The organism is Candidatus Saccharimonas aalborgensis, assembly GCF_000392435.1.
GTDB lineage: Bacteria > Patescibacteriota > Saccharimonadia > Saccharimonadales > Saccharimonadaceae > Saccharimonas > Saccharimonas aalborgensis.
On the sequence record NC_021219.1, the window covers coordinates 425,586 to 447,417 of the forward strand.

General features: G+C 50.1%; 17 protein-coding genes. 4 read left to right on the forward strand and 13 right to left on the reverse strand.

Going from position 1 to position 21,832, the window contains the following annotated elements:
- Window positions 1-20 precede the first annotated feature (20 nt).
- The 4 genes from L336_RS02205 to L336_RS02220 all read left to right on the forward strand — a co-directional run bounded on the left by L336_RS02205 (window position 21) and on the right by L336_RS02220 (window position 11,435).
- On the forward strand, window positions 21-983 hold the full coding sequence (locus tag L336_RS02205; RefSeq protein ID WP_015641583.1) for a PKD domain-containing protein: 963 nt from the start codon (window positions 21-23) through the stop codon (window positions 981-983).
- A 213-nt stretch (window positions 984-1,196) separates the two neighbouring features.
- Window positions 1,197-5,096 (forward strand): beta strand repeat-containing protein, encoded by a 3,900-nt coding sequence (locus tag L336_RS02210; RefSeq protein ID WP_015641584.1) that lies wholly within the window; start codon window positions 1,197-1,199, stop codon window positions 5,094-5,096.
- A gap of 59 nt (window positions 5,097-5,155) precedes the next feature.
- The gene (locus tag L336_RS05905) at window positions 5,156-10,798 is read left to right on the forward strand and encodes a glycine-rich domain-containing protein (protein WP_160142758.1); all 5,643 of its coding nucleotides are present in this window, start codon (window positions 5,156-5,158) and stop codon (window positions 10,796-10,798) included.
- A 106-nt stretch (window positions 10,799-10,904) separates the two neighbouring features.
- Entirely contained in the window at window positions 10,905-11,435 is a 531-nt protein-coding gene (locus L336_RS02220) for a hypothetical protein (protein ID WP_128817276.1), read from the forward strand.
- 2 nt (window positions 11,436-11,437) lie between these two features.
- On the opposite strand, the gene L336_RS02225 is transcribed toward L336_RS02220, so the two are convergent.
- The 13 genes from L336_RS02225 to L336_RS02285 all read right to left on the reverse strand — a co-directional run bounded on the left by L336_RS02225 (window position 11,438) and on the right by L336_RS02285 (window position 21,754).
- The gene (locus L336_RS02225; RefSeq protein ID WP_015641587.1) at window positions 11,438-11,959 is read right to left on the reverse strand and encodes a hypothetical protein; all 522 of its coding nucleotides are present in this window, start codon (window positions 11,957-11,959) and stop codon (window positions 11,438-11,440) included.
- A gap of 5 nt (window positions 11,960-11,964) precedes the next feature.
- A complete protein-coding gene (locus tag L336_RS02230) occupies window positions 11,965-12,528 on the reverse strand; it encodes a hypothetical protein (protein ID WP_015641588.1) in 564 nt (187 codons plus the stop codon).
- Window positions 12,529-12,600: 72 nt separating this feature from the next.
- Window positions 12,601-13,818, reverse strand: a complete 1,218-nt coding sequence (locus tag L336_RS02235) for a S1C family serine protease (RefSeq protein WP_015641589.1) — start codon at window positions 13,816-13,818, stop codon at window positions 12,601-12,603.
- The gene (locus tag L336_RS02240) at window positions 13,799-14,935 is read right to left on the reverse strand and encodes a DUF5305 family protein (protein WP_015641590.1); all 1,137 of its coding nucleotides are present in this window, start codon (window positions 14,933-14,935) and stop codon (window positions 13,799-13,801) included. The genes L336_RS02235 and L336_RS02240 overlap by 20 nt, the downstream gene beginning before the upstream one ends.
- A 15-nt stretch (window positions 14,936-14,950) precedes the next feature.
- Window positions 14,951-16,114 (reverse strand): signal peptidase I, encoded by a 1,164-nt coding sequence (locus L336_RS05600; protein WP_015641591.1) that lies wholly within the window; start codon window positions 16,112-16,114, stop codon window positions 14,951-14,953.
- The gene (locus L336_RS02250; RefSeq protein ID WP_128817278.1) at window positions 16,114-16,926 is read right to left on the reverse strand and encodes a hypothetical protein; all 813 of its coding nucleotides are present in this window, start codon (window positions 16,924-16,926) and stop codon (window positions 16,114-16,116) included. The genes L336_RS05600 and L336_RS02250 overlap by 1 nt, the downstream gene beginning before the upstream one ends.
- Window positions 16,927-16,940: 14 nt before the next feature.
- The gene (locus tag L336_RS02255) at window positions 16,941-17,438 is read right to left on the reverse strand and encodes a hypothetical protein (RefSeq protein ID WP_015641592.1); all 498 of its coding nucleotides are present in this window, start codon (window positions 17,436-17,438) and stop codon (window positions 16,941-16,943) included.
- 133 nt (window positions 17,439-17,571) lie between these two features.
- Window positions 17,572-18,075, reverse strand: a complete 504-nt coding sequence (locus L336_RS02260) for a hypothetical protein (RefSeq protein WP_015641593.1) — start codon at window positions 18,073-18,075, stop codon at window positions 17,572-17,574.
- A gap of 107 nt (window positions 18,076-18,182) precedes the next feature.
- Window positions 18,183-18,986 carry a TspO/MBR family protein gene (locus tag L336_RS02265; RefSeq protein WP_015641594.1) on the reverse strand — a complete coding sequence of 268 codons (804 nt, stop codon included), beginning with the start codon at window positions 18,984-18,986 and terminating at the stop codon, window positions 18,183-18,185.
- Between the two features lie 25 nt (window positions 18,987-19,011).
- Entirely contained in the window at window positions 19,012-19,494 is a 483-nt protein-coding gene (locus L336_RS02270; protein ID WP_015641595.1) for a glutathione peroxidase, read from the reverse strand.
- 1 nt (window position 19,495) lies between these two features.
- Entirely contained in the window at window positions 19,496-19,999 is a 504-nt protein-coding gene (locus tag L336_RS05605) for a LemA family protein (protein ID WP_015641596.1), read from the reverse strand.
- Window positions 19,993-21,099 (reverse strand): hypothetical protein, encoded by a 1,107-nt coding sequence (locus L336_RS02280; protein WP_015641597.1) that lies wholly within the window; start codon window positions 21,097-21,099, stop codon window positions 19,993-19,995. Before L336_RS02280 ends, L336_RS05605 begins: the two co-directional genes overlap by 7 nt.
- Window positions 21,092-21,754, reverse strand: a complete 663-nt coding sequence (locus L336_RS02285) for a hypothetical protein (protein ID WP_041191220.1) — start codon at window positions 21,752-21,754, stop codon at window positions 21,092-21,094. Before L336_RS02285 ends, L336_RS02280 begins: the two co-directional genes overlap by 8 nt.
- Window positions 21,755-21,832: the final 78 nt, after the last annotated feature.

Consider the following 21,832-nt stretch of genomic DNA (forward strand, 5'->3'; position numbering starts at 1 on the left):
AATGATGCTACAGTATAGCTATGCCTGCATGGGTAAAGATTAGTGAACATAAACACACCGGTAAACTACGCTCCCACGAACACACCTCGTACGTGTTCTTAGGTATGTTGCTTTTTGTGGTAGGCTTTGCTCTCACTTCGTTTACGAGTTATGCCTACGTGGGACGCGGACCAGGCGCTGGTTCGGTTGGTATGAGTGGTGTCGTCGCGGGCAAACCGCCGACATCGGCCGCACACATTACCTCGCCTACCGACGGACAGCATTTTAGTACGACACCGATCACCGTCAAGGGTACTTGTCCGACCGATAGTCTGGTAGAGATTTTCAAAAATGACATTTTCGCTGGTTCAACTCCCTGTACTACTGACGGCAGCTTTAGTCTGGAGTCAGACCTCTTGATCGGTGCAAATGTTGTGTATGCAAAGGTCTATGATGCTCTCAACCAAGCGGGGCCTGATTCAAATAAAATTACCGTCTGGTACGATGTACTCGGTATACAAGGTGGAATATTGACCTCACTCAACTTTGGCGGTAACCAGCTACTCATCAATACTGATGCAATTTTTCGAGGAACATTTCCCAATCAGGAAATGACAATGCCCATCGATATTATCGGAGGACGCGCACCATATGCAGTAAATATCCAGTGGGGAGATGGTACGAATAAGGTTGTTTCTCGCACCGACAATCAAACATTTCGGGTTGGTCACGTATACGAAAAGGCTGGTACCTATCAGCTTTCACTTCAGGCCACCGATGCCGACGGCCGTGTCGCATTTTTGACGGTCGCTTCAATCGTAAACGGTCAGCCTCCTGTCGCCGAAACCACGACACCCTCAAAATCTGTGACAGATAACCTGTTATTATTGTGGCCGCTGTACGCCGCTACCTTTGCTGTTGTCATCAGTTTTTGGATCGGTGAATGGCGAGAAAAAAGGATGCTCGCCAAGCACCATTTGCTGATTCTTGATCAAAACGTCTAGCGTGATAAATGCCTCTTGCATTTATTAGCATAAGCGTGTATCATAGGGTTGTAAAACCTATGTGTGAGACAAAAACGGCTTTACAGCACTAAAACAAAATAACAGCGTTTTCTAATAAAAAACCACCCAGCACCTTCAAGGTACCTCTTTTGCTTTGATGGCGTATTCTCACTAGGCTACAAAAACAAAAGTCCACCAGGTCAAAAAACAAACATGCCAGTAACTATCTTTCGTGCGTTAAGCCGATCACTATTGGGCGCCCTTTTTGTGGGCGTGTTTGTCGTATCTGGAATTATAGGAGTGGCACCTCAGACAGCGCATGCCGCAACCGGTATTAACCAACAAATGAACTTTCAAGGCCGACTGCTCAACGCTCAGGGTGCAGTAGTCCCTGACGGCTACTACAATATCCAGTTCAAGATCTACCAGGATGGTACCGGTACCACCGCAGGAAACCCTGGTGGAACCCTCAAGTGGACAGAGGATTGGCTCAACACCGCTGGAAACGGTGTCCAGGTCAAAAATGGCTTTATGTCAGTACAGCTTGGAACAATCAACCCCTTTGGTAGTCAAGTCGACTGGAACCAAGACACGCTGTGGCTGAGCGTGAATATCGGCACTACCAACACTACCTGTACGCCATTTAGCTCCTGTGGTGGCGATGGAGAAATGGTACCAATGAAGCGTCTTGCATCTGTTGCCTACGCGATGAATGCCGGCTCGCTCGGCGGCCTAACAGCGAGCGGATTTATCCAAAATACCACAGTACCTCAATCGGCTAATATCGCTGTGCAAAGCGCAAGTGCAAGCAGTGTAGGTGCAATGGTACAAGGTGCATCATCTCAATCCGTAGACCTCTTTCGGCTCCAAGATAGTAACGGTAACGTCAATGCCGCCTTCAATAACAACGGTGATCAGCTCACGCTCGGCAGAATTAGTACTACCGGCACCGTCACGCAAGGAAAACTAGTATTTAATGATGGGACGCTTGATGGCTATGGGCTCACAATTCAGTCTGGCACGCAGACGGGCAACTATACCCTGACCCTCCCGAGTCTGGCTGGTAATGCAACGGTATGTACGAGTAATTCAACTGCCACCTCTGCCTGTACAAACTTTATCCAAAACCAGACGACGCTACAGGCCGCCTCAAACTTTCACATCTCTGGCACTGGTCAGGCCGATACCGCTATCATCACACCAGCTATTCGACCAACAAGTGACTCCACCACAGCCCTTAAAGTACAAAATGCTGCTGGTACCACAGACATCATGACAATAGACTCGACAAATAACCGTGTCGGTATAGCCTTAGCAAATGGCGAAACCGCATCATATGACCTCAGTTTCGGCGGTGGAACTGATCGGATCATCGGAGTCAATACAAACACAAGTACAGGGGTAGGACGCTCCCTAACGTTACAAGGTGGTGGTGGTAACGGCACTAATCAAGCCGGTGGTGCGGTTAACATTATCGGTGGTGCACCAACAGGTTCAGGGGTGCGAGGTGCGGTTAACCTCCAAACAACCGTCAATGGTGATGTCAATATAGGAAATGCCGGGAGCGCTGCTAACACCGTCACACTGACTGCCGGTGCAACCAATGGTATTAAGCTTGTTTCGGACAAGATAATGGTTGGTAATGCCACCACCACAACCACTATCCAAAAAACTACACAAACCACTGCCGGCCAAGCTGGGCAGCAGCTCACCATCCAGGGTGCTACCAGCGGTACAACTGGAGTGGGTGGTGCAGTGCTCATCCAGGGTGGTAATAGCGCAACTGGTACGACTGGCGGCAACCTCACTCTGGCCGGTGGAACCGGTACCACATCAAACGGTCTTGTTATACTCAATACGTCAGCCTTCCAGACGATCGCCAATGATGCCAACTGTTTCCCAAGTGGCACTGAATCAACCTCATCATCTGGGTGTACTGTCGCTCAGACATCCGTCAACAACTATGCTTCTGTCATCGTCGGGTTTACCCAAGATGGACAAACAGCAACCCTCCCAGATCCAAGTATTGCAACTGCTGGACGCGTCGTTTACGTGACTGCATCAAATCTCACAAAGGACTTTACACTGAGTGTCAATGGTGGTGGCCAAGGCAATCAGATTGCAATGCGTAAGAATACAACCGCAACGATGATCTGGAATGGCGCTGATTGGACGGCTGCGGGTGCATCGAGCTCGACTACCCTCCAGGCTGCCTACGACAACACACTCCAGAGCGCCGGTGGCGCCGAACTCGTCGTCAGTAAAACCAGTGCGACCAATGGTCTGACCATTCGTGATAGCTCTACCAACCCTGTGAATGGTACGCTCCTCAGCGTCCAGACAAAAAGCGCGGCAGGCTTGCTCCAGGTCAACAGCAATGTCACTGAATATGCCAGCAATGCCGGTGCAGAGACTGCCGGTGCCAGTGCCACAACCTTCCCGGCCAGCACTTGGAGTAGCACCGGTACTGCCACGGTCACCCGCCAAAATGTCGCCGGTAACTATATCGCCACTGGTCAAGGTTCTGTATCGATTGCCGCAACCGCCGCTAACAGTGGTGCCAAAAACCAACTCATCAATAGCGGTGGTAGTGCCGCCGCCTTGACAGCCAACACTACCTACAACGTCAGCTTCACTACTCGTCTCACCAGCGGTTCAAGTACGTTTACTGACCTCAATGTGCAATATTCGGCTGATGGCAATACCACCCTCCTCACTGCTTGTGGTGCCACCTCAGCTGTCAACACAAGTATCTGGACCAAGGTCAACTGTACCTTCACGACGCCCGCTAGTGGTATCACCAGCGGCAACGCGATCCTCATTCGCCAAACTGCCAGTGCCACCCGCACCTTCTACGTCGACAACCTCAGTGTCACGATTGCTGCCGATTACAACTTTGCCACCGACGGCAGTGTGACTGATGCTGGCAACTACGCGACAAACTGGCCGACTGCCGGACAAGGTACAGTTGCGAGCTCACGTATTATCACTGACGGTAACGACGCCAGCGACAGCGCCCAAGCCAACGTGACGGCCGGTGCAGCCAACGCCGGTATCCGTAATAAACTATCGTCAAATCCGCTCAGTTCAACGCTTTACCGCGTCACCGTCTATGGCAAGCTCATCTCTGGTGCTGCGTTTAACGACTTCAAGATACGCTATAGTTATCTTGGCAGCACCTCAACCACCGCTGGCGACTACGTGGACTGTGTCGACTATAACGCGCAGACGCTGGTTACGACCGGCTGGACGAAAGTAACGTGTTACATCCAAACTGATGCCAATGCCGCGACCAACCCTTACGTCTACTTCGTCGAAGCGACTTCGGGCGTACGAACCTTCGCCGTTGACTCGTTTAGCATGACACTGGCGAGCATCACCACACCAAATGTTCAGGTCGGTGGCGGTATTAACGGTGGCCCAACCACACTCTTCACACTCGACAAAGGGGCAAGCGCACCAATCGCCAGCAACAACGATGCGCTGCTCGGCAGCATGTACTACGACACCACGCTTGGAAAGCTGCAGTGCTACGAGGCTGATGGTTGGGGTGCCTGTGGTTCCAGCCCAGACAACATTGTCACTATCTCTCCAGAGTACACAAATGCGGTGCTCCACGGAACTGGTATCGGGACAATGACCAGCGACATCTGTTCAAGCACCCTCCAAATCAACGACGGGGTCAGTGGACGGCCCAGCGTCTGTGGGACAAATGAAACGTACAACTTCTACAAATGGACTAGTCCTCAGGCCACAACTCAAACCTATAGTATCTATGTGACCTACCAGTTACCGAGTACCTTCAAGAGCTTCAACTCAGGTCAAGCCTCACTCATGGCTCGTACCGATAACGGAAGCAGTGGCGGCTCATCAAGCGTTCAGTACCAAATATATCGAAATAACGGCAGCGGTCTTTTACCCTGTGGTTCAGCAGTCAGCGTTTCAAGTGGCACACAAACTTCATGGCTGACCGGTACGGCAACCGGTGCCGCCGACCCATCGACCTGTGGCTTTGCGCCTGGCAACAGTATCGTCTTCAAGATCGACATGACAACCAGTAAAAACGCGAACGCCTACGTTGGTAACCTCAACTTTGCCTTTAGCAACAAGTAGCTACCTCTTCACGGTTATGGTACAATAACAGAGAAGCCACCCCGGTGGATAGTGAGGGTATGAAGAGAAAAAATCAATCAAGTCAGCGTAAACACGACATCGGCCGACTACGGCACGGGCGTATTGAGAGTTGTTTGTCATTGGTAAAGCGTTTCACAAAAGTAACGGCAAGCGGGAAACGCTATATTGTCATACCTGCGCCCACCAAGAAGGGCTTGCTGCGGTTTGGTCTTATTATCGTCATTGTTACCGCCATCACTGCTATTGGTTATCAGTTGTATCGTTATTATGGACCGCATAACTACCAACTCAGTTCAGCTGGAAAGTTGCTTACGCCCCCTAGCGATGTGCTTGCAAAAAGCCTCTTATTCGATGCGAAGCAACAGATCTATAGTTTCATAAACGGGAGAGCAAGCACACCAGAATCAAAACAAAGTGGTGCGGGCCTTGTCGCCGCGACTATACCTGTCGATGCCGCGAAGGGTATGGTGGTCACCGACCCCAACTACAAAGTTGACCTCACTATTACTCCCCAATTTGCGGTCGCAAATGGCCAACAAGATCAAAACCGCGTCGTATACCCATTTCGCGACCACAGCGGCTGGCTAGTATATACCGCTGAGGGGACAGGCATCAAAGAAGACATCGTGCTCTCAAAGGCACCCGGCAACGAGGCGTCATTTACTTATTTGCTGAAACTACCTGACGGCACTGAAGCACGGCAAGAGTCAGATGGTAGTATTGGTGTCTATGGTAACGAGCTCTTCATCAACAACATCTCTGCAGGTTCCGATGCAGACGCCGCTCTCCTCAAGAAAGCCCGCGAAAATGCCAAAAAATCCCTATTACTTTTTGTCATACCAAGCCCAATTGTCAAAGAGTACGGCAAGCAAACTTCGCAGGTTGAGGCGTCGTTTCACCTCGAGAAAAATCGTCTCACCGTCACCGCCAAGGAACTCACCAAAGCTACCTACCCGCTGACCATCGACCCAAGCATCTACGTGGTCACCGCCCAGCAGTTCATGAATGGTAACAACGAGACCAACATCAATTTCGACGTCGCTAACAAACTTATTAAGAAGGGCCGTACCACTGGCGCGCGATTTGACACGTGGAACAGCGCGACCAAATTACCTCAGGGAAACTGGGCTGGCGGTACGGCAGTTGCTGGTGGCTACCTCTACTCGGTCGGTGGCCTTTCACTCAACGGCCAGATCTACACCGCGCAGGGTGCAAGTACATTTACTGTCCCGGCTGGCATTACAAGCCTCTCTGTCAAGGTATGGGGGGGTGGTGGAGGTGGTGGTGCCGGCGGTTCAGCCGCCGCCGGAGGCACCGGTGGAGGAGGTGGCTATGTATCGGGAAGTGTAGCGGTCACACCGGGCGAAACTCTCACTGTATATGTCGGTGGTGGAGGCGCAACTGGTACTCGCAACACTGCTGGTGGTGGAGGTGGAGGTGGTGGCTACTCCAGTATTTACCGAGGCGCAACCCCACTGGCAATCGCTGCTGGTGGTGGAGGTGGAGGTGGTGGCCGTAACTCAGCTGGTAATACAGGTGGCGCTGGTGGCGCTGGTGGCGGCACGAATGGTATCGCTGGCACAACATCTGGTGCTGGTGGAGGTGGTGGCGGTGGTACTCAGTCTGCTGGTGGCGCCGGTGGTACTGGCGGTACGAACGCAGGTTCAGCTGGTAGCTCACTCACTGGTGGTCTTGGTGGTGACGGACGCACCAGTGGTACAACCGACGGAAGTGGCGCAAGTGGTGGTCTTGCAAGTGGCGGTAACGGTGGCGGCGTCATAGCTACCAGTCGTGCCGGTGGTGGTGGTGGTGGCGCTGGGTACTTTGGTGGTGGTGGTGGATCGAGCTCATCAAGCGGCTCTGGTGCTGGGGGTGGTGGTAGCGGCTCAAGTTTTGTTTCAGGTAGCCTCACAACCACAGCTGGTGGCGGCCAAAATCCTGGTAATAACACCGATACTGACCGCTCCGGTGCGGGCCAAGGAGGTAACGCGGGTGCAACGGGCGGCACGGGCACTGGCGGTAGCAATGGTATCATCATCATCAACTACGGAGCAGGCGGCACAACCACAAGCACCACGCTCAACTGGATTCACCTTTCAACTACCGACGGTTCACTCGAAAGCCCAAACCCCGGCAACGGAGCCTGTAGCGGCTGGTGCACCGACAGTGCCTACAATCTCCCTGAAGCACGGAGCAACTACTCGCTAGTCGCCTACAATGGCTTCCTGTACGTCATCGGCGGACTCAACGGCAGCGGTGTTCCTCAAACAACAATCTATGTCGCAAAGCTCGGTGCCAATGGTGAGCCCCAGCTTTGGAACCCAACATGGAACCCGACAACTGACCCAACCAAGACAACCTGGAGCTACTGGTATACCAACAACGTGAGCTTATCAAGTGCCCGCTCCGACATCACTGCCGCCGCGTACAATAACCGTTTGTATGTCATGGGCGGCAGAGCTGCCAGCAATACTATCGTTAGTACCGTCGAAGTCGCTGACCTCACGCCAACTGGGCAAATCGGCAGCTGGAGTGCTCAGACGTCACTTCCCTATAACGCATATGGTCATGGCGCGACCGTATACAACGACCGTCTCTACATCATCGGTGGTAGCAGTACCGTCGGAGGCGGGCCCCGCACCGATGTGTATTACAACAAGATTAACACAAACGGTACCATAAATAGTTGGCAGCAGACATCGAGTTTCGCGACTGGACGCTTTTCTGGTGGCGGCAACTTCGTAACAGTCTGGGGAGCATTTATGTATATATCGGGTGGTTGTAGTGCAGTCAATGCCAGTGGATACTGTTCAACTGTGCAAAGTAATACACAGGTCGCAAGTATCAACACCGATGGAAGTCTCGACGTATGGAATACAGTTGGCACGGTGTCGAATCAGCGGTTTGGTCATGGGCTTTTCGCATGGCGTGACAATATCTACGAGGTTGGTGGCTGTTCTGCCCAAAATACCAGTACGGGTGCATGTACCGTTACCCTGGAGACGATCGTCTATGGATCGATCAATCGTGACGGCGATGCCTCAACCGTTGGGCAATCATCCAACCCCGGTAGCGGCACCTGCACCGGTGGTACGCCAACAAACTGTAGTACACCAGCAGCCTCAATCGGTAGCCTACTCAATGCCTCGATTGTGTCAAACGGCTATCTCTACATATTTGGCGGCTGTACCGACACAGCATGCAACCCGAGTGGTGTCACCAATGGCGTTGCCTATGCCGCCATTAGTTCAACTGGGCAAATGTCAAAACCAGCTACCTGTCCAAATGGTGCCTTCCAAAACAATATATGGTGTATCCAATCGACCAATACCCTGCCCGTCTCCGTGGCTGCAGCGAGTCCGGTCATATTCAACAACCGCATATACCTGATTGGCGGGCTCAGCGGCAACAACAACACGAACACTATCATGCGTGCCAACCTTGGTACTGACGGAAGCGTTGGGGCATGGACACAGCAGTCGATGAGTGGTGCTGGCGCAACCTCAGTTTCCTATCAATATGCCTATACTCGTGCCAATCCAGCCGACGCAACCAACAACCCCGGGCACCTGTTTATATTTGGCGGCTGCACCAACAGCAACAACGCTGGCTGCACTGCCTACTCGCAAAATGTTTATCGCTGCAACATACAGGCGGCCGGGGCAATTGCAAGTTGCAGTACCACGAACCAGCTACAAATCGGCACCATCCCCGGCGACACGCAAACCGGCCTCGCCATCATGAGTGGTACCGTCTACGCCAATTACGTATACCTCATTGGAGGTGTTTCACCGAACATTCAGGACCTCAAAAGTGTTCGCTATGCCAAAATCGACAATAATAACAATGTTGTCACAGCTGGAGCGAGCGGCTGGACACAGTCCCCCAACGAAATGGCCGTTGGACGACGACGTTCGGCAGCTTTCGGGTACAACGGCTACATCTATGTGATCGGTGGTTACGAAGCAGCAACCGGAACACTTCCTGACATTGAGTTTATTAAGATGAATGTTAGTGACGGCAGTCTGGGCGACGGCGGTACCGAGACCTTCAATGTCTCGGCCGTGCAGATTAACCAGCGCTGGGGACTAAGCGCGCCGGTATCAAATTCCTATGCGTACGTTATCGGTGGCTGTACAAACGGTGCCAGTCCGGGCGGCTGTACCAGCACGACAAATGTCGTCCAAACATTCCAAGTCTACAACAATGACAGCGGCGCGCCGGCTGGCTATAGCACCAGCGCCAACCAGTATACTGCTCAGGCAAACCGCATCGGCGCCTCAGCCGCCATTCACAATGGCTATCTCTATGTCGCCGGAGGCTGTACTAGCGCAACCGACTGTACCGCGACTACAACCGACGTCTCGTACGCACCAATCGACGCCAATGGTGCTGTTGGCACATGGACCAGCACTGCTAGTCTACCCGCGGCACGGACTTGGGGCAAGTTGCGGGCTGCGGGCGGTACGCTCTACTACATCGGCGGACAGTCAAATACCGCCACCGACCGTCGCACCGAGGTCTATTATGCAACACCAAGCGGCGGCGCAATTTCGTCGTGGAATACCGCGTCCAATGCGCTACCAGCCGGTCGAACAAAGTTTGGCGCAACTGTCTGGAACAACCGCCTCTATGTTGTTGGCGGCGAAGGTACTGGTACTGGCTGTACGGCGAGTAACGTGTGCAACACCGTCTATGTCAGCCCCCAGCTAAATAGCGGCGGCAACATAGGCACCGCGTGGTCAACTGGCAGCACCTCGTTCACCGTGGCACGAAGCGGTGCCACAGCCATTGCGTACGCAAACAACCTCTATCTTTTCGGTGGTTATGACGGGGCGAACTATCTGAGTGATAGTCAATATTCGCAGATCAATGCAAGCACGGGCAATGCAGGCTCATGGAATTTCTCTAGCAGTATGCCAGGACCGCTCGCTGATGGAGACGGCTTCGCCGCCAACGGCTACATCTATGTGCTCGGTGGTAGGAGTAGTGCGACGACGTGCGACCCCGCGACAATCGTTGCTCCCATCAGTGCTAACACGACCATCGCGAGTGGCAACAACCCGACTGGTATAGGCGAGTGGTATGAAACAAATCAGCGATATACTGGAGCGCGCTACGGTGCGGCTGCCGTGTATACTGACGGAAAAGCCTACGTTCTCGGTGGTGGCTGTGGCAGCACGCTCACCTACGCAAGCCCCGTCACACAACAGACACCCCTCCTATCACAGCCGCAGGTTGCCAAATATTCCATCATGATTGACACCGACTCCGATGTCTTCCCAAATGCGTGGCTACTAAACGGTCTCGACAACTCCATCGGCGCTCGCTGGCAACTCAAATACCGCAGCATGGCCAATCAACAAGCCGCCAGCCTATGCGCAACCATGAGTACATGGGGCCAAGACACCAACTTCGGCGACGTCACACTTGGAACACCCGGTGCGTATATTGTGAAAGATGGTAGCGGCACCGACATCAAATGTGGACGCTACTTCTTCTTCAATGTAACGGTCGATAGCTCACAATCCTTTGGCTATCCCGACGACGTGAGTCGCGGTCCAACGATCACCGACTTGACCCTCCAATTTACCGCCGATCCCGGCAAACGATTGATGCACGGCCGCACCTTTACTGGCGGCCTCCAGATGCCCGATGACACGCCATATTATACCAATTAGGAAAAACCCTACTACGATGAATCCCCGTCCACATTCATACAAACCTTCTGCCACTCAGCACCGTGTGGTTGCTTTTAGTCCCCCGAAGCGTCCACCGTGGTATAGAGTGCGCATAGCAAAATTACTGCACCAACCACGACTTATCATTGGTGCCCTGCTTCTTCTTGGCATTGTCTTTATTATTAGCTGGTCTCAGAAAAAAAACGATCTTATTCAGCCTCACACCGAGACCACAGCGTCAACAAAAAAATCAAAAGATGAGGTTCCAAAGTTCATAACGGTACTACCAGGAGGTAAATCAATTGCCGACCTTGGCGGCTGGACACGCGTTAGTCCCGATTCTGCTGACCCAGTATTCGCCTACGTTGACAACCTGGATGGATCGCAGATTATTGTTAGTCAGCAACCACTTCCCGACACATTTCAATCTGATCCCGAGGGACATATCGCTGAACTTGCAAAAAGTTACAATGCTTCAGACAAGATCAGCACTACAACCACGACAATCTATATTGGTGACTCAATAAAAGGACCGCAGTCGGTCATATGTACCAAATCAAAACTACTCATTCTCATCAAATCATCCGTCAAGCATTCGAACGATAGCTGGATTCGTTACATTAATTCACTCAGCTAGTATTACTGAACCACTAGCTCACCACGCATATACCCGCTCTTGCCGTTCTCGGCGCACGTTATGTCGATTGGCCACTTTCCCTTTGTTCTATTTGACTCAACTGACCAACTCCAGCTCACCACGCCATACTCATCTGCCATCTTTGGCACCAGGCCACTATCACGGCTTTTTTCACTATTGTCATACGTAACGATGATACTACAAGCAGCCTTTGGTTTGGTACGAATAGTAATTGAGGCATTTGACCCGGCTGAAAGTGGCGACGTCAATACGCTAATCGAAACACCAACCGGAGCGTTATCAGCAACTTTTGGCGGCGCTACTTCACGAGTCGGTGCTGGTTGGACCTTCGACACTTTCACTTCCGCGTGCTGCCCCGTCCACCACACATACCAGAGAGCTGCCGCGAGAGCGAGCAACAAGACAAGGAGCAGTGCAATTGTGGCTATCACAGCCGAGCGGCGGCGATGCTGTCGCCGGCGACCACGTGCTGTTGCCGGCGTGTGCTTCAATTCTTTGAGCATGAGTGTTATTTATTTTTATCGTTGTACTCTTTGATGGTCTGCGAAACTTTACCATCGGCCTTGAGATTTTCAAAGAACAACACCTGGGTACGCTCAATCATCATCTCATCGTCTGGGCCGTGAAGCTCACCGCCCAACTTTATTAGTTCAACCCCATTGCTATCACTGGTCTGCGGATTCTTTGCATCGCTCGTAGTTGACTTTGTTTGGAGATAAAAAACGCTCGTCAGTCGATAATACTCGTTGTTCGCTCGTTGCAACTTGCCAAAGTACACCTGTCCATTGCTAAGAAAAACAGCTTGATACTTATCTCCCTTTATAACATTACCGATAGTCGCTTGGTATACCATCCATCCGAGACAAGCCGCGATCAGTAGCGCGATGAGTCCACCGACAATCATCATAGTTCGACGCGAAAAGCGACGAAGCGGTTCCTGCCGCCGAAATGATACAGTCGAAGTGTGGGGTACTTCGCCGTGAGGCGGCTCTGCGACGGGTTCGGGTTCAGTGGACCGCAGTTGCTGTTGCGGTACGCCCGGACGAGTTGGGCGACTCGAAAATCTATCCATTATATTTCTCCCTTGTTATTCTTATGGTTATCATATCACAAGGCTCGTACCTCTGTCCAGAACACCAATCACCTAGTGATAAGGATCGAGGGTAGCTTGCACTTTTTGTTCTTTGCCGTCTCGTATAATGCTAAGTTCAACCACGTCACCGACTGCCCGCCTCCCGACGAGAGAGGTGAGGCTATGTGTCTCATCAATCGATATGCCGTCAACTTTCGTGATAACATCTTTTTCTTTTAGGCCGGCCTTTTCAGCTGGACTACCGCCGATGATCGCCGACCCGCCGTGACTCGACAGTAAATAAGCACCGCGTTTTACCGACAATGTATAGGTCGACGCCACTTCATCAGTCAACGCAACATATCGCACGCCGAGATACGGCCGTTCAAACTTACCTGTTTTTATGACACTGGCTATCAGCCCCTTTACGTCGTCGATAGGGATAGCAAATCCAATATTTTCTGCTGAGCCGCTCGCTACTGCCGTGTTGATACCGATTACTTCACTATTCATGTTAACGAGCGGACCACCCGAATTACCAGAGTTAATTGCTGCGTCAGTTTGCAACAAATTTTGAAGCAATTCGCTCTGCGATCCACCTTCATTTCCGGCCTCAATACTCCGACCGTACCCAGACAAAATACCCGCCGTGACCGTATTTTGGAACTGGCCCAGTGCGTTACCTATCGCCACTACTTTGTCACCCACCTGCAGACTCGACGAACTACCAAGTGTGGCAGGATGGAGTGATTTTCCTTTTGTGTTGTTGATCTTTAGGATGGCAATATCGAGTGAATCGTCTGAACCTGTTCTTCCCACCACTGTGACATCATCGAGAACACTCCCATCTGATAGTGTAATCGACACCTTGGTGGCATCAGCGTCAACCACATGACGGTTTGTCACAACATACCCATTATCGCTGACGATGATCCCCGTCCCTGCACTTTGCTGTGAATAGGCAATATCACGGCCAAAAAAATCATTCTGTGTTGCGCGGCTTGTCACGTTGATTGAGACCACGCTCTCGCCGACAGTCTTTGCAAGCGCACTGATATGTTGACCTTCTTCGACGGTGACTTGTCTGGTAAGCTGGCTGCTCGTGGCTGGTACAAATAAACGCGTCGCCACAATCCCGCCACCAAACCCGCAGAGCGTACTGACACCAATGATGACAATTGTATAGAGCAGTGGAAACCTGTGAGGATGACGATGACGTCTGGGACCAGCGGTTGATTGTGAAGAAAGTGGAGAGTTGTCCATCACATTATCACCTACGCTTAGTGTCATGTTTTTTTGTATGCGTTTCTTCAATCGGCTCTTCATCTATGCTGGTCGGTATGTCATCAAGGAGGACTTTTCCGAGGGTATAGACATAGACAATGTCATCGCGGACAATCAAGAATCTTGTTGCTTCATTTCCTGCTGGCGTCGCAACGATCGGTACTTTTAGTTCCTCCTCTAGATTGAGCATATCGTCGAAAGTCTGAACTGGTACCATGGTCTTACCTGCAATTGCAGCAGGCTGGCTCGCGCGGATGATGATACCATCGTGGTACCGATAGATTTTTTCGAGCTCTCGCTGGTAGGCTGATTTAAATATCTGTCTGCGCATGCCATACACTATCGCCATGAGACCAAACGCCGTTAGAATGCCCATGATAATTCGCTCATAATTTTTTGTCATATCTTGCCCTGACTTCATCGCCTGTGTGACAACTTGTTTCTTGTCTTCTTTTTCAAACTTGGTCGCAAATCGATAAATTGGCTGGTCCAGTGGCATCGTGACCGTCGCGACTCTGATGTCGTCGAACCGTGTTCCATCAATCGAACCAGAAACGTGAACTGTAAAGGCAATTGTAACTTCCGAAGTAGCCGGCAGGGAAAGTGCTTGCTTCATTTGATTGACCATTTTTCGATAGTCTGCAAATGGTATCGATACCGAAGGGTCAAATGTAAGGTCAGAAGTTGTCACCACAGACGTGACTGGCTTAATAAGCGAGTACTCTTTTGACCAGACGGTCGATATGTCCTTGCTGTCAGCTCCAAACATATACTGATAACGAACCGTTGCCGTCGCACCATACAGTGTCGTCAATTCTACCGGCCGAGCGCTATGATACTTATAGTGAAGTGTTGCCTTTACCTCGTCAGTCAGGTCTGCGACATAGGCGGTGTTATTTGCAGCTGGTCCCTTATCATAAAAACTACTATTAAAATAGCTGACTCCCGTATCTACTGCCTGATTTACGGTGTAGTCGTAGCCGGTAGGGCTCACGGGAGTTGCGTCACTAGTATGCCCTAGGTCATAAAACAGCAACGCCGCACAAACAAGTAGCAACATCCCCAATAATACAAATCCAAATGACCGCTGAGAATGTTCTGGATTTGCTATATCAAGTGCCATGCCGTCCCTTTCTTTTTACTTTGCAAATTCCTTGAGCCAGACACTTGGGTATCCGACATAAGGTACCTGAGCACGTACAATGCCGACGATCTGATCTGCCTGCACCGGCATGTCGGGGCTCGGGCTATTGTCGCCTTGCGTCAGAAAAACGCGTTTCCCTGATCCATCCGACGTGAAGTCGATCGCAATCACGCGGTGGGTCGTTGAGTGGCCCGTTGCTTCATATTGTACGATATCTCCTACCTGGACGTCCATCGGATTCGCCTTTTGCACAATCACAACTGCTCCTCTCTCATAAACTGGTTTCATGCTATTACTCATGATTACTTGGGGCCGATAACTAAACGCTCCCGTCATGAAACTAATAAGCGCAATCATTACTATGACGAAAGCAATGTTTTGAGTGTCACGCGCCCGTTGATGATGCCGGGTCGGCTCGGCTATATCATGTCGGTTTCGATCAATGGCGATATACACGCCAACCGCCAGTGCCGTCCAGGCAATACCCGTCATATACCAATCATACTTAGGGATGATAGGGGGCACAAACATCACGGCAATAACTCCCAGTCGATACGTAAGCTGCGAACCAAGTCCCGCCGTAAACGCGAGATACGTCAAAAGGACGCTGCTCGCAAATGCAGGTACGAGGCTAGACACGGTTATTTTTGTGAAATCCGCGATTGAGGCTGCATTATCAAACTGGGAAAAGCTGATTTGTTGAACGGAAAATAACGTGCCAATGATAACACCAAGCCACACAACGTTGCGTCTCCCCCCTAATAGCATAATTCCGTGTCGTACATACTCTAAGGCGGCAGCCGTAACACCAAATGTGGCAAGATTTATCACAACCGTCTGCCAGTTAACTGCTACTGCATTATTTACATAGGTGACCGCTAAACCAGACAAGAAGTAGAGAACAAACCAAACCGATAATACCGAGCTAATGATGAGGCTTTTCTCTGCCTTATGGCGCACTCGATCATGTTGTCCGCGGGTCACTTGACGAGTAATGAGTGCTGTGGCCGTAACCAATATCGGCTGCAACACACTGAGCGAAATCGATGCGCTAATTATTCCGACGCGCTCGAGTATAACCGGAAGCAAAATAGCGATCAGCGCCAATAGGCACAAATACCATACTACAACCTTGATGGTCCGAGCCTTCCGAAACATTAGGCTTTACCCTTCACCGCTGCTCCGGTCGTTGTCCATGTTGTCATTGTAGAAGTGACTGAGGTCGAAAATGAGTATTGTGACCCGTTAGCGATTGGTATGGCCGCCCCAGTATACGTCAGTACCGTTGATGTGCAGGTGTACGTTACTCCAGCCGGCACAGTCGATGTGCAAGTCTTTGTCGTTGGAATTGTGACCCGCCAACCACTGATCGGCTGACCCGAATTATTCGTGATTACTACCGACAGTGGAAACGCACCACCGCTTTTTGGCGACGCGGTGGCGGCCACAGTAAGCCCAGGAATTGCCACATACGCAGTTGAGTACGTCGCAGAGATATTAACGTTTTGGGGCGTGTAGTATGCGACAGTACTTGTAAATCTAATCGAGTTAGAGGTGTTATTTATGGTGCTTGATGCACCGGCAGCGATAGTGACTGTGCGAGTAATCGTTACGACATGAGTCGTATTATTGATAGTACACGCCACGGTAGTCGGACAAGTGATCGCTGTAGTATCGTTTGGCACAGTAAATTGTACTTGCCAAGCAGTGATTGAGGTCACACCATTATTTTTTATGACAAAGGGGTTAAGCTTGTAGGTATATACGCCGGCTGCAAACGTTGCTGTCTTGGTATAGGTAACGGTTGTATAATTATTTGAAATGTAAGCGACACTCGATACAGCGGTATCAACCGAAAGCTGTTGGCTGAACAAAGCATAGGTTGTGCTCACTACCAATAGAGGCATCGCGAGGAGGAGCCCCATTTGCCGAATTGCCGCTCTGTATTTTTCTCGACGTCGCTTCCCCACCGCTACTGATTCCGTTAATTTTGAACGTAATTAAAGGTAATCGTCGCTGCTTTGTTGGCGCCGCTCGGGTTTGTCGAAGCACTAGCAGCCCATGTCACACTGATGGTAGCGGTTGTGGAAGCGTTGGGAGCCAAGGTATCGTTGACCGCTACACCACTGATTGCATACGTCAGGTAGGTTGGCGCGCCGCTGTTGATGGCGGTCAGGTTGGTGATAGTGCTCAACTTTGCGTTGATGTTGCCCTTGTTTTTGATGACGACTTGGTATGACGACGTTGCGCCAGGGTACGCTAGGTCGACATTAAACGTCGCTGAGGTAGCCGTAAATGATGGTGTACTGGCATGATCGGTGGCACCGACCTGTCCGGTGGGCGTGATACTGATGATTTCTACTGCCCAGTTACCAGTAGCAGTACCGGTACCATTGACAGTGAGTGTTGTCGCAAACGATGCGTACGCGATCGACGCCGCCGAGACGAGCACGATTGCGAGTGATATAATTTTGTTTCTCAACGAGATGTTTCCTTTTGTATATTGTGTCCTATACCTATCTAGAATTATACTCCTCTCCTCTCCTTGAGACAACAAACAAACCGTGTCCTCTCATCAGTCGAGAGGACACGGGAAACGTAGCTATACGTTGTTTTTAGGTGTTCTGAGCAAAGCCGTAGGTGATTGTTGCGTTCTTTGTCACGGTCGTTACATTAGTAGTCGCGGTGCCAAGCCAGGTGACGGTAACTGTAGCAGTCACCGTGCTACCGGGGGTCAATGGATCATCAACCGCTGGACCGGTAACGGTAAACTTAACATCGGCAGGATCTGCTGCATTTGTTGCGACCAAATCAGGAATGGAGCTCACCTTTGCGTTGATATTGCCCTTGTTTTTCATGACGACATCATACGTAGCCGTCGCGCCAGGGTAGGCCAAGTCAACGTTGAAAGTAGCTGATGTTGCATTAAATGAAGGGGCAACGTTATTGTGATCACTTTCGCCTGTACCCGAGGTCTTTGTAATACTTATGATCTCGACGCTCCAGTTACCAGATGCGTTTCCCGTACCATTGATCGTAAGGTTTTGTGAAAATGCTGCATACGCCACGGACGCAACGGCGACGAGGACGAGTGCGGCAGCGACAATTTTGTTTCTCATACAGAATGGTTCCTTTTATGTTTAGTTGTGTATACTAGTAGCATACATTATCTTTGCATAACCAACAAGTGACCAGCGTGATACCCGTCGCGATACAGCTAGTTTCCTTAGCTGCGGCGTTCCCGAACGAGCTGGAGACACAAGGTAATCAGCACGGGCAGGACGATACTCAGCGTAATGATTGTTCCGGGGTATCTCCCGTTGAAGCCATCAGGTGATACGTGCTTGAGTAGTATGCCGCCAAACGCCCATACAAATACAGTGAGGTACGCCGCATCGCGATTTCGTAGTGCCGTGATGATGCCGATTGTCGCTGCAACCAAAAGCATCGCAACCATCCACGTACTTGCTTTGATACCAAATCCATTCCAATTGACGCTCACGAGAAATGTAGTTATATTTGCAACAGTAGCGACGGTTATCCACCCAAAATAGACACTGAAGGGGAGTTTTGTCTGTACGTATTCGACACCACTAACCCGTTGACTCCTTAGCAGGTCAGCAATCTTGATAAGAGTGGCTAGCAACGCAATCATCAATAACACACTGAGCCACAGTACCTTATACTGCCACGCAAGTATCCACATACCGTTAAGAGCGAGGTTGATGGTGAGTAGTTTTGTCACATCGGTGAGCGCATCGATGGTCAGTGTCGACTTTTTTGACCGACCGATACCAAAGACATACAGGATAAATCCAGCAACGAGCAGGTATATCACTCCCCAGATTGCAAACGTCACTCCTGCTGGCGCAAACAAATTAGGGAAACTGTCAGAAACCTGTGCGGTATTCACTCCGCCGAGCACCGTAGTGCTACCCGCTAGACCATTGAGTACCATCGTAACAGCAAATGTTGCCGCCAGTCCCCAGCTCCATTTTTTCTCAACACGTTTTTTCTTGTTCCAGATCATATAAACTCCTTATGGCTATAGAATATCACAGTGCGAGAAGTGTTTCGATATCACCGACAAGTGACGCCGGTGATGTTGTCGGCGCAAAGCGTCGTATTTTCTCGCCGTCGCGGGCCACCAAAAACTTGGTGAAATTCCACTTTATTTCTTTGCCAAGTGTTGCGTTACTGTGATCTTTTAGGTAGCGAAACACCGGGTGAGTGTGGGGACCATTCACCATAATTTTTTCACTAAGCAAGAATGTTACCCCAAAATCTCGTTTACACACTGACACGAGCGTGTCATTTGTCTCGGGCTCTTGAGAGGCAAATTGATCACACGGAAAACCGATCACTACTAATCCCTGGTCCTTGTATCGTTGGTAAAGCGCTTCAAGTTCCTCAAATTGCGGTGCGAGACCACACTTTGTCGCCGTATTCACAAGCAATAGTACCTTGCTCCTAAAACCAGCGAGTAATGTTGTCGCACCAACAGTATCTCGAAACGTTAGAGAATAGATGTCGCTCACGTTACTCGCTCACCTCAACCTCAAAGTAGTCTTGAGGTAAAAATCCAAAAGCCTTAGCAACTAGCATATGCGGAAATATACTAAGCAAGTGATTATATTCAGAGACAGCAGCATTATAGAGTAACCGTTCGCCTTGAATGCCGTCTTCTATATTGACAAGCTCGTCGATAATTTTTTGAAAGTTCTGCTGCGCCCTCATAGCTGGATATGCTTCAATACATTGCACAATATTTTTTTGCAAAGCAGACTCCGCCTTGCCGGTTTCTTGTACATCACCGTTTCTCGCTGCTGCGATACTTTGTTGAACATTCAGCTCAAAATCACTCGACGCTTGAGTAGCAGAGATAAGACGCGGTACTACCGCATGTCGCTTTGCTAGGACCGTCATTATGTTTGCCCATAATTCTCCGACGATAACGTAGCGTTTACGTAGTTGGTTATATACTACAATTATTGCAATCACTTCCAGCACCGTAAAGGCAATAAACAAGTAGACAACTACCATAATTTCCTCGCGACCATAGTGTCTCGCACCTTCAGCCAGCGCGCTACCAACGTGTACATAATTGCTATCCATACTGGGCCCAGTAGCGCACCGACAGATGCCTTATCACCCAAAAATACGAGAGCGAGGAGCAACATCGCAACGATATATATCGCTGCACCGGCACCGAGGCTCCGCCGAACGGTAAACAAGTGCGGCACAGCCTGAAGTGCAGCTTCCAAGGGTATATTGTAATGACTGAAGCTTGGTACCGAATCTGCAAATAGTTTTCGGGCGCGCTTCACGACGATAGAACGGCACATTTCAATACTCTCTAAGAGAAGCTGTGTATCACTTGCGGAGTGCAAAGAGTGTATGTCTGTCATTACATACATTCTGCCGTTACTTACAAATACATCGCTCTGTGACATTCGTTTTACAAAATGCTGAGCAACATCGCTGGTGAAAAATTTTGCTGCTTTCGACAACTCAAGGTCTGCATATATATCTAGCACCTGATCACTTGCCCTATCTAGTACAACTCGTTTGTGTCTTGGTAGTAGTAGTTTTCTCCCGATATGCCGTTCGATACTATAGGCATGTGAATCAACAAAAAAGTTTGGGAGTGTTGAATCGACCTTTACCTCGATATATAGTGTACTTCCCAAAATATTCACCCTTGCCTCTGTCTGGTCATTAAACAATATGGCATACTGGCTTTGTGAATACAAACGAAGCGCTTCTTCAAGTTGCGATGCACGATGTGTCTTACGCAAACCTACAACAAAATAAACTACGCTTCTGTATACCAGGTGCAATACGATCCAGACAAGCGTAAACTCTAACAAGAAGGATGCTATGACTTCTAGTACATTATGCGTACCAAGTAGCATAGTGTGCTGATAAAAAGCACTCCCCGGAAATAGCCAGAACGTTCCATTTTGTATCTCGTAACGTATGACATCAAACGACCACTGTTCGGGAAAGCCAGCAAATGGAATATATGCCATTGCAAACGAAATCGCGACGGCAAAAATAGCCGTGAGTGTTCCTAGCAGTCTCAACTTTCTCCTATGGCGAATAATCCCCCCGAATATCGCTTCATGGTCAATATTATTCATCTTTGATCCTTAATGAGTCGATTATTCGCTTCACAACTTCATCTTCACGTGACTCGACCTGTGAGTAAATGGTTAGCTCATATTGAGCAGTGTTCGTTGCAATCATCACAATCGTTTCTCTTCTGCTGAACATCTCCCCGATATACCGCCGTTCATCCTTTAGGGTCGAGGTATACCTAAGTTGTATAGCCTGGTACTTACCGACAGACACATCTCTCTTTTCCTTTGTAGTGAGTGTGTAGTCCGTATTCTTGTGCAATCTATCCTGCAAATCTTCTTTCTCTGCAAAATACTCCGCTGGCTGTTTACTATACGAACGTATGCTAGTCTCAGAAAGAGATATCATAGGATCGGGTTGCGTTGCCTTTGGATTAAGCGTGCTATTCCGAAGCGTCCGCGGCAGACTCATCGTAGTAGATACCATACCCTCTCCGTAATCTTTCCTGCTGGCTACAACGTAGCCATTAGGATATTCAAACGTTAGTCGCCCATCGCTACTTGTAAACGTACGAAAATCTGGCTGATTGATATATGAATCTATACCGTTCACCACACCCTGTACAAAAAGACTTAGGCCAACTGCAATACTGGCTGCTACCACGACAAGTACACTCATTGAGAGAATGTTCAGCCTGAAGTGGTGTGTTTTATTCATTGGGTATCATTATACCAAGTCAAACGGAGTATGCCCATTGTGCTTGTGTCACATGACAATTCACTCATGCTATACTAC

What these genes read in the sequence shown, in the direction of transcription:
- L336_RS02280 (WP_015641597.1), bottom strand. Translation starts at nt 21,099, where the DNA reads ATGAATAATATTGACCATGAAGCGATATTCGGGGGGATTATTCGCCAT.
- L336_RS02230 (WP_015641588.1), bottom strand. Translation starts at nt 12,528, where the DNA reads ATGGATAGATTTTCGAGTCGCCCAACTCGTCCGGGCGTACCGCAACAG.
- L336_RS02260 (WP_015641593.1), bottom strand. Translation starts at nt 18,075, where the DNA reads ATGAGAAACAAAATTGTCGCTGCCGCACTCGTCCTCGTCGCCGTTGCG.
- L336_RS05605 (WP_015641596.1), bottom strand. Translation starts at nt 19,999, where the DNA reads ATGGTAGTTGTCTACTTGTTTATTGCCTTTACGGTGCTGGAAGTGATT.
- L336_RS02240 (WP_015641590.1), bottom strand. Translation starts at nt 14,935, where the DNA reads ATGGCACTTGATATAGCAAATCCAGAACATTCTCAGCGGTCATTTGGA.
- L336_RS02210 (WP_015641584.1), top strand. Translation starts at nt 1,197, where the DNA reads ATGCCAGTAACTATCTTTCGTGCGTTAAGCCGATCACTATTGGGCGCC.
- L336_RS02285 (WP_041191220.1), bottom strand. Translation starts at nt 21,754, where the DNA reads ATGAATAAAACACACCACTTCAGGCTGAACATTCTCTCAATGAGTGTA.
- L336_RS02235 (WP_015641589.1), bottom strand. Translation starts at nt 13,818, where the DNA reads ATGACACTAAGCGTAGGTGATAATGTGATGGACAACTCTCCACTTTCT.
- L336_RS05905 (WP_160142758.1), top strand. Translation starts at nt 5,156, where the DNA reads ATGAAGAGAAAAAATCAATCAAGTCAGCGTAAACACGACATCGGCCGA.
- L336_RS05600 (WP_015641591.1), bottom strand. Translation starts at nt 16,114, where the DNA reads ATGTTTCGGAAGGCTCGGACCATCAAGGTTGTAGTATGGTATTTGTGC.
- L336_RS02265 (WP_015641594.1), bottom strand. Translation starts at nt 18,986, where the DNA reads ATGATCTGGAACAAGAAAAAACGTGTTGAGAAAAAATGGAGCTGGGGA.
- L336_RS02225 (WP_015641587.1), bottom strand. Translation starts at nt 11,959, where the DNA reads ATGCTCAAAGAATTGAAGCACACGCCGGCAACAGCACGTGGTCGCCGG.
- L336_RS02205 (WP_015641583.1), top strand. Translation starts at nt 21, where the DNA reads ATGCCTGCATGGGTAAAGATTAGTGAACATAAACACACCGGTAAACTA.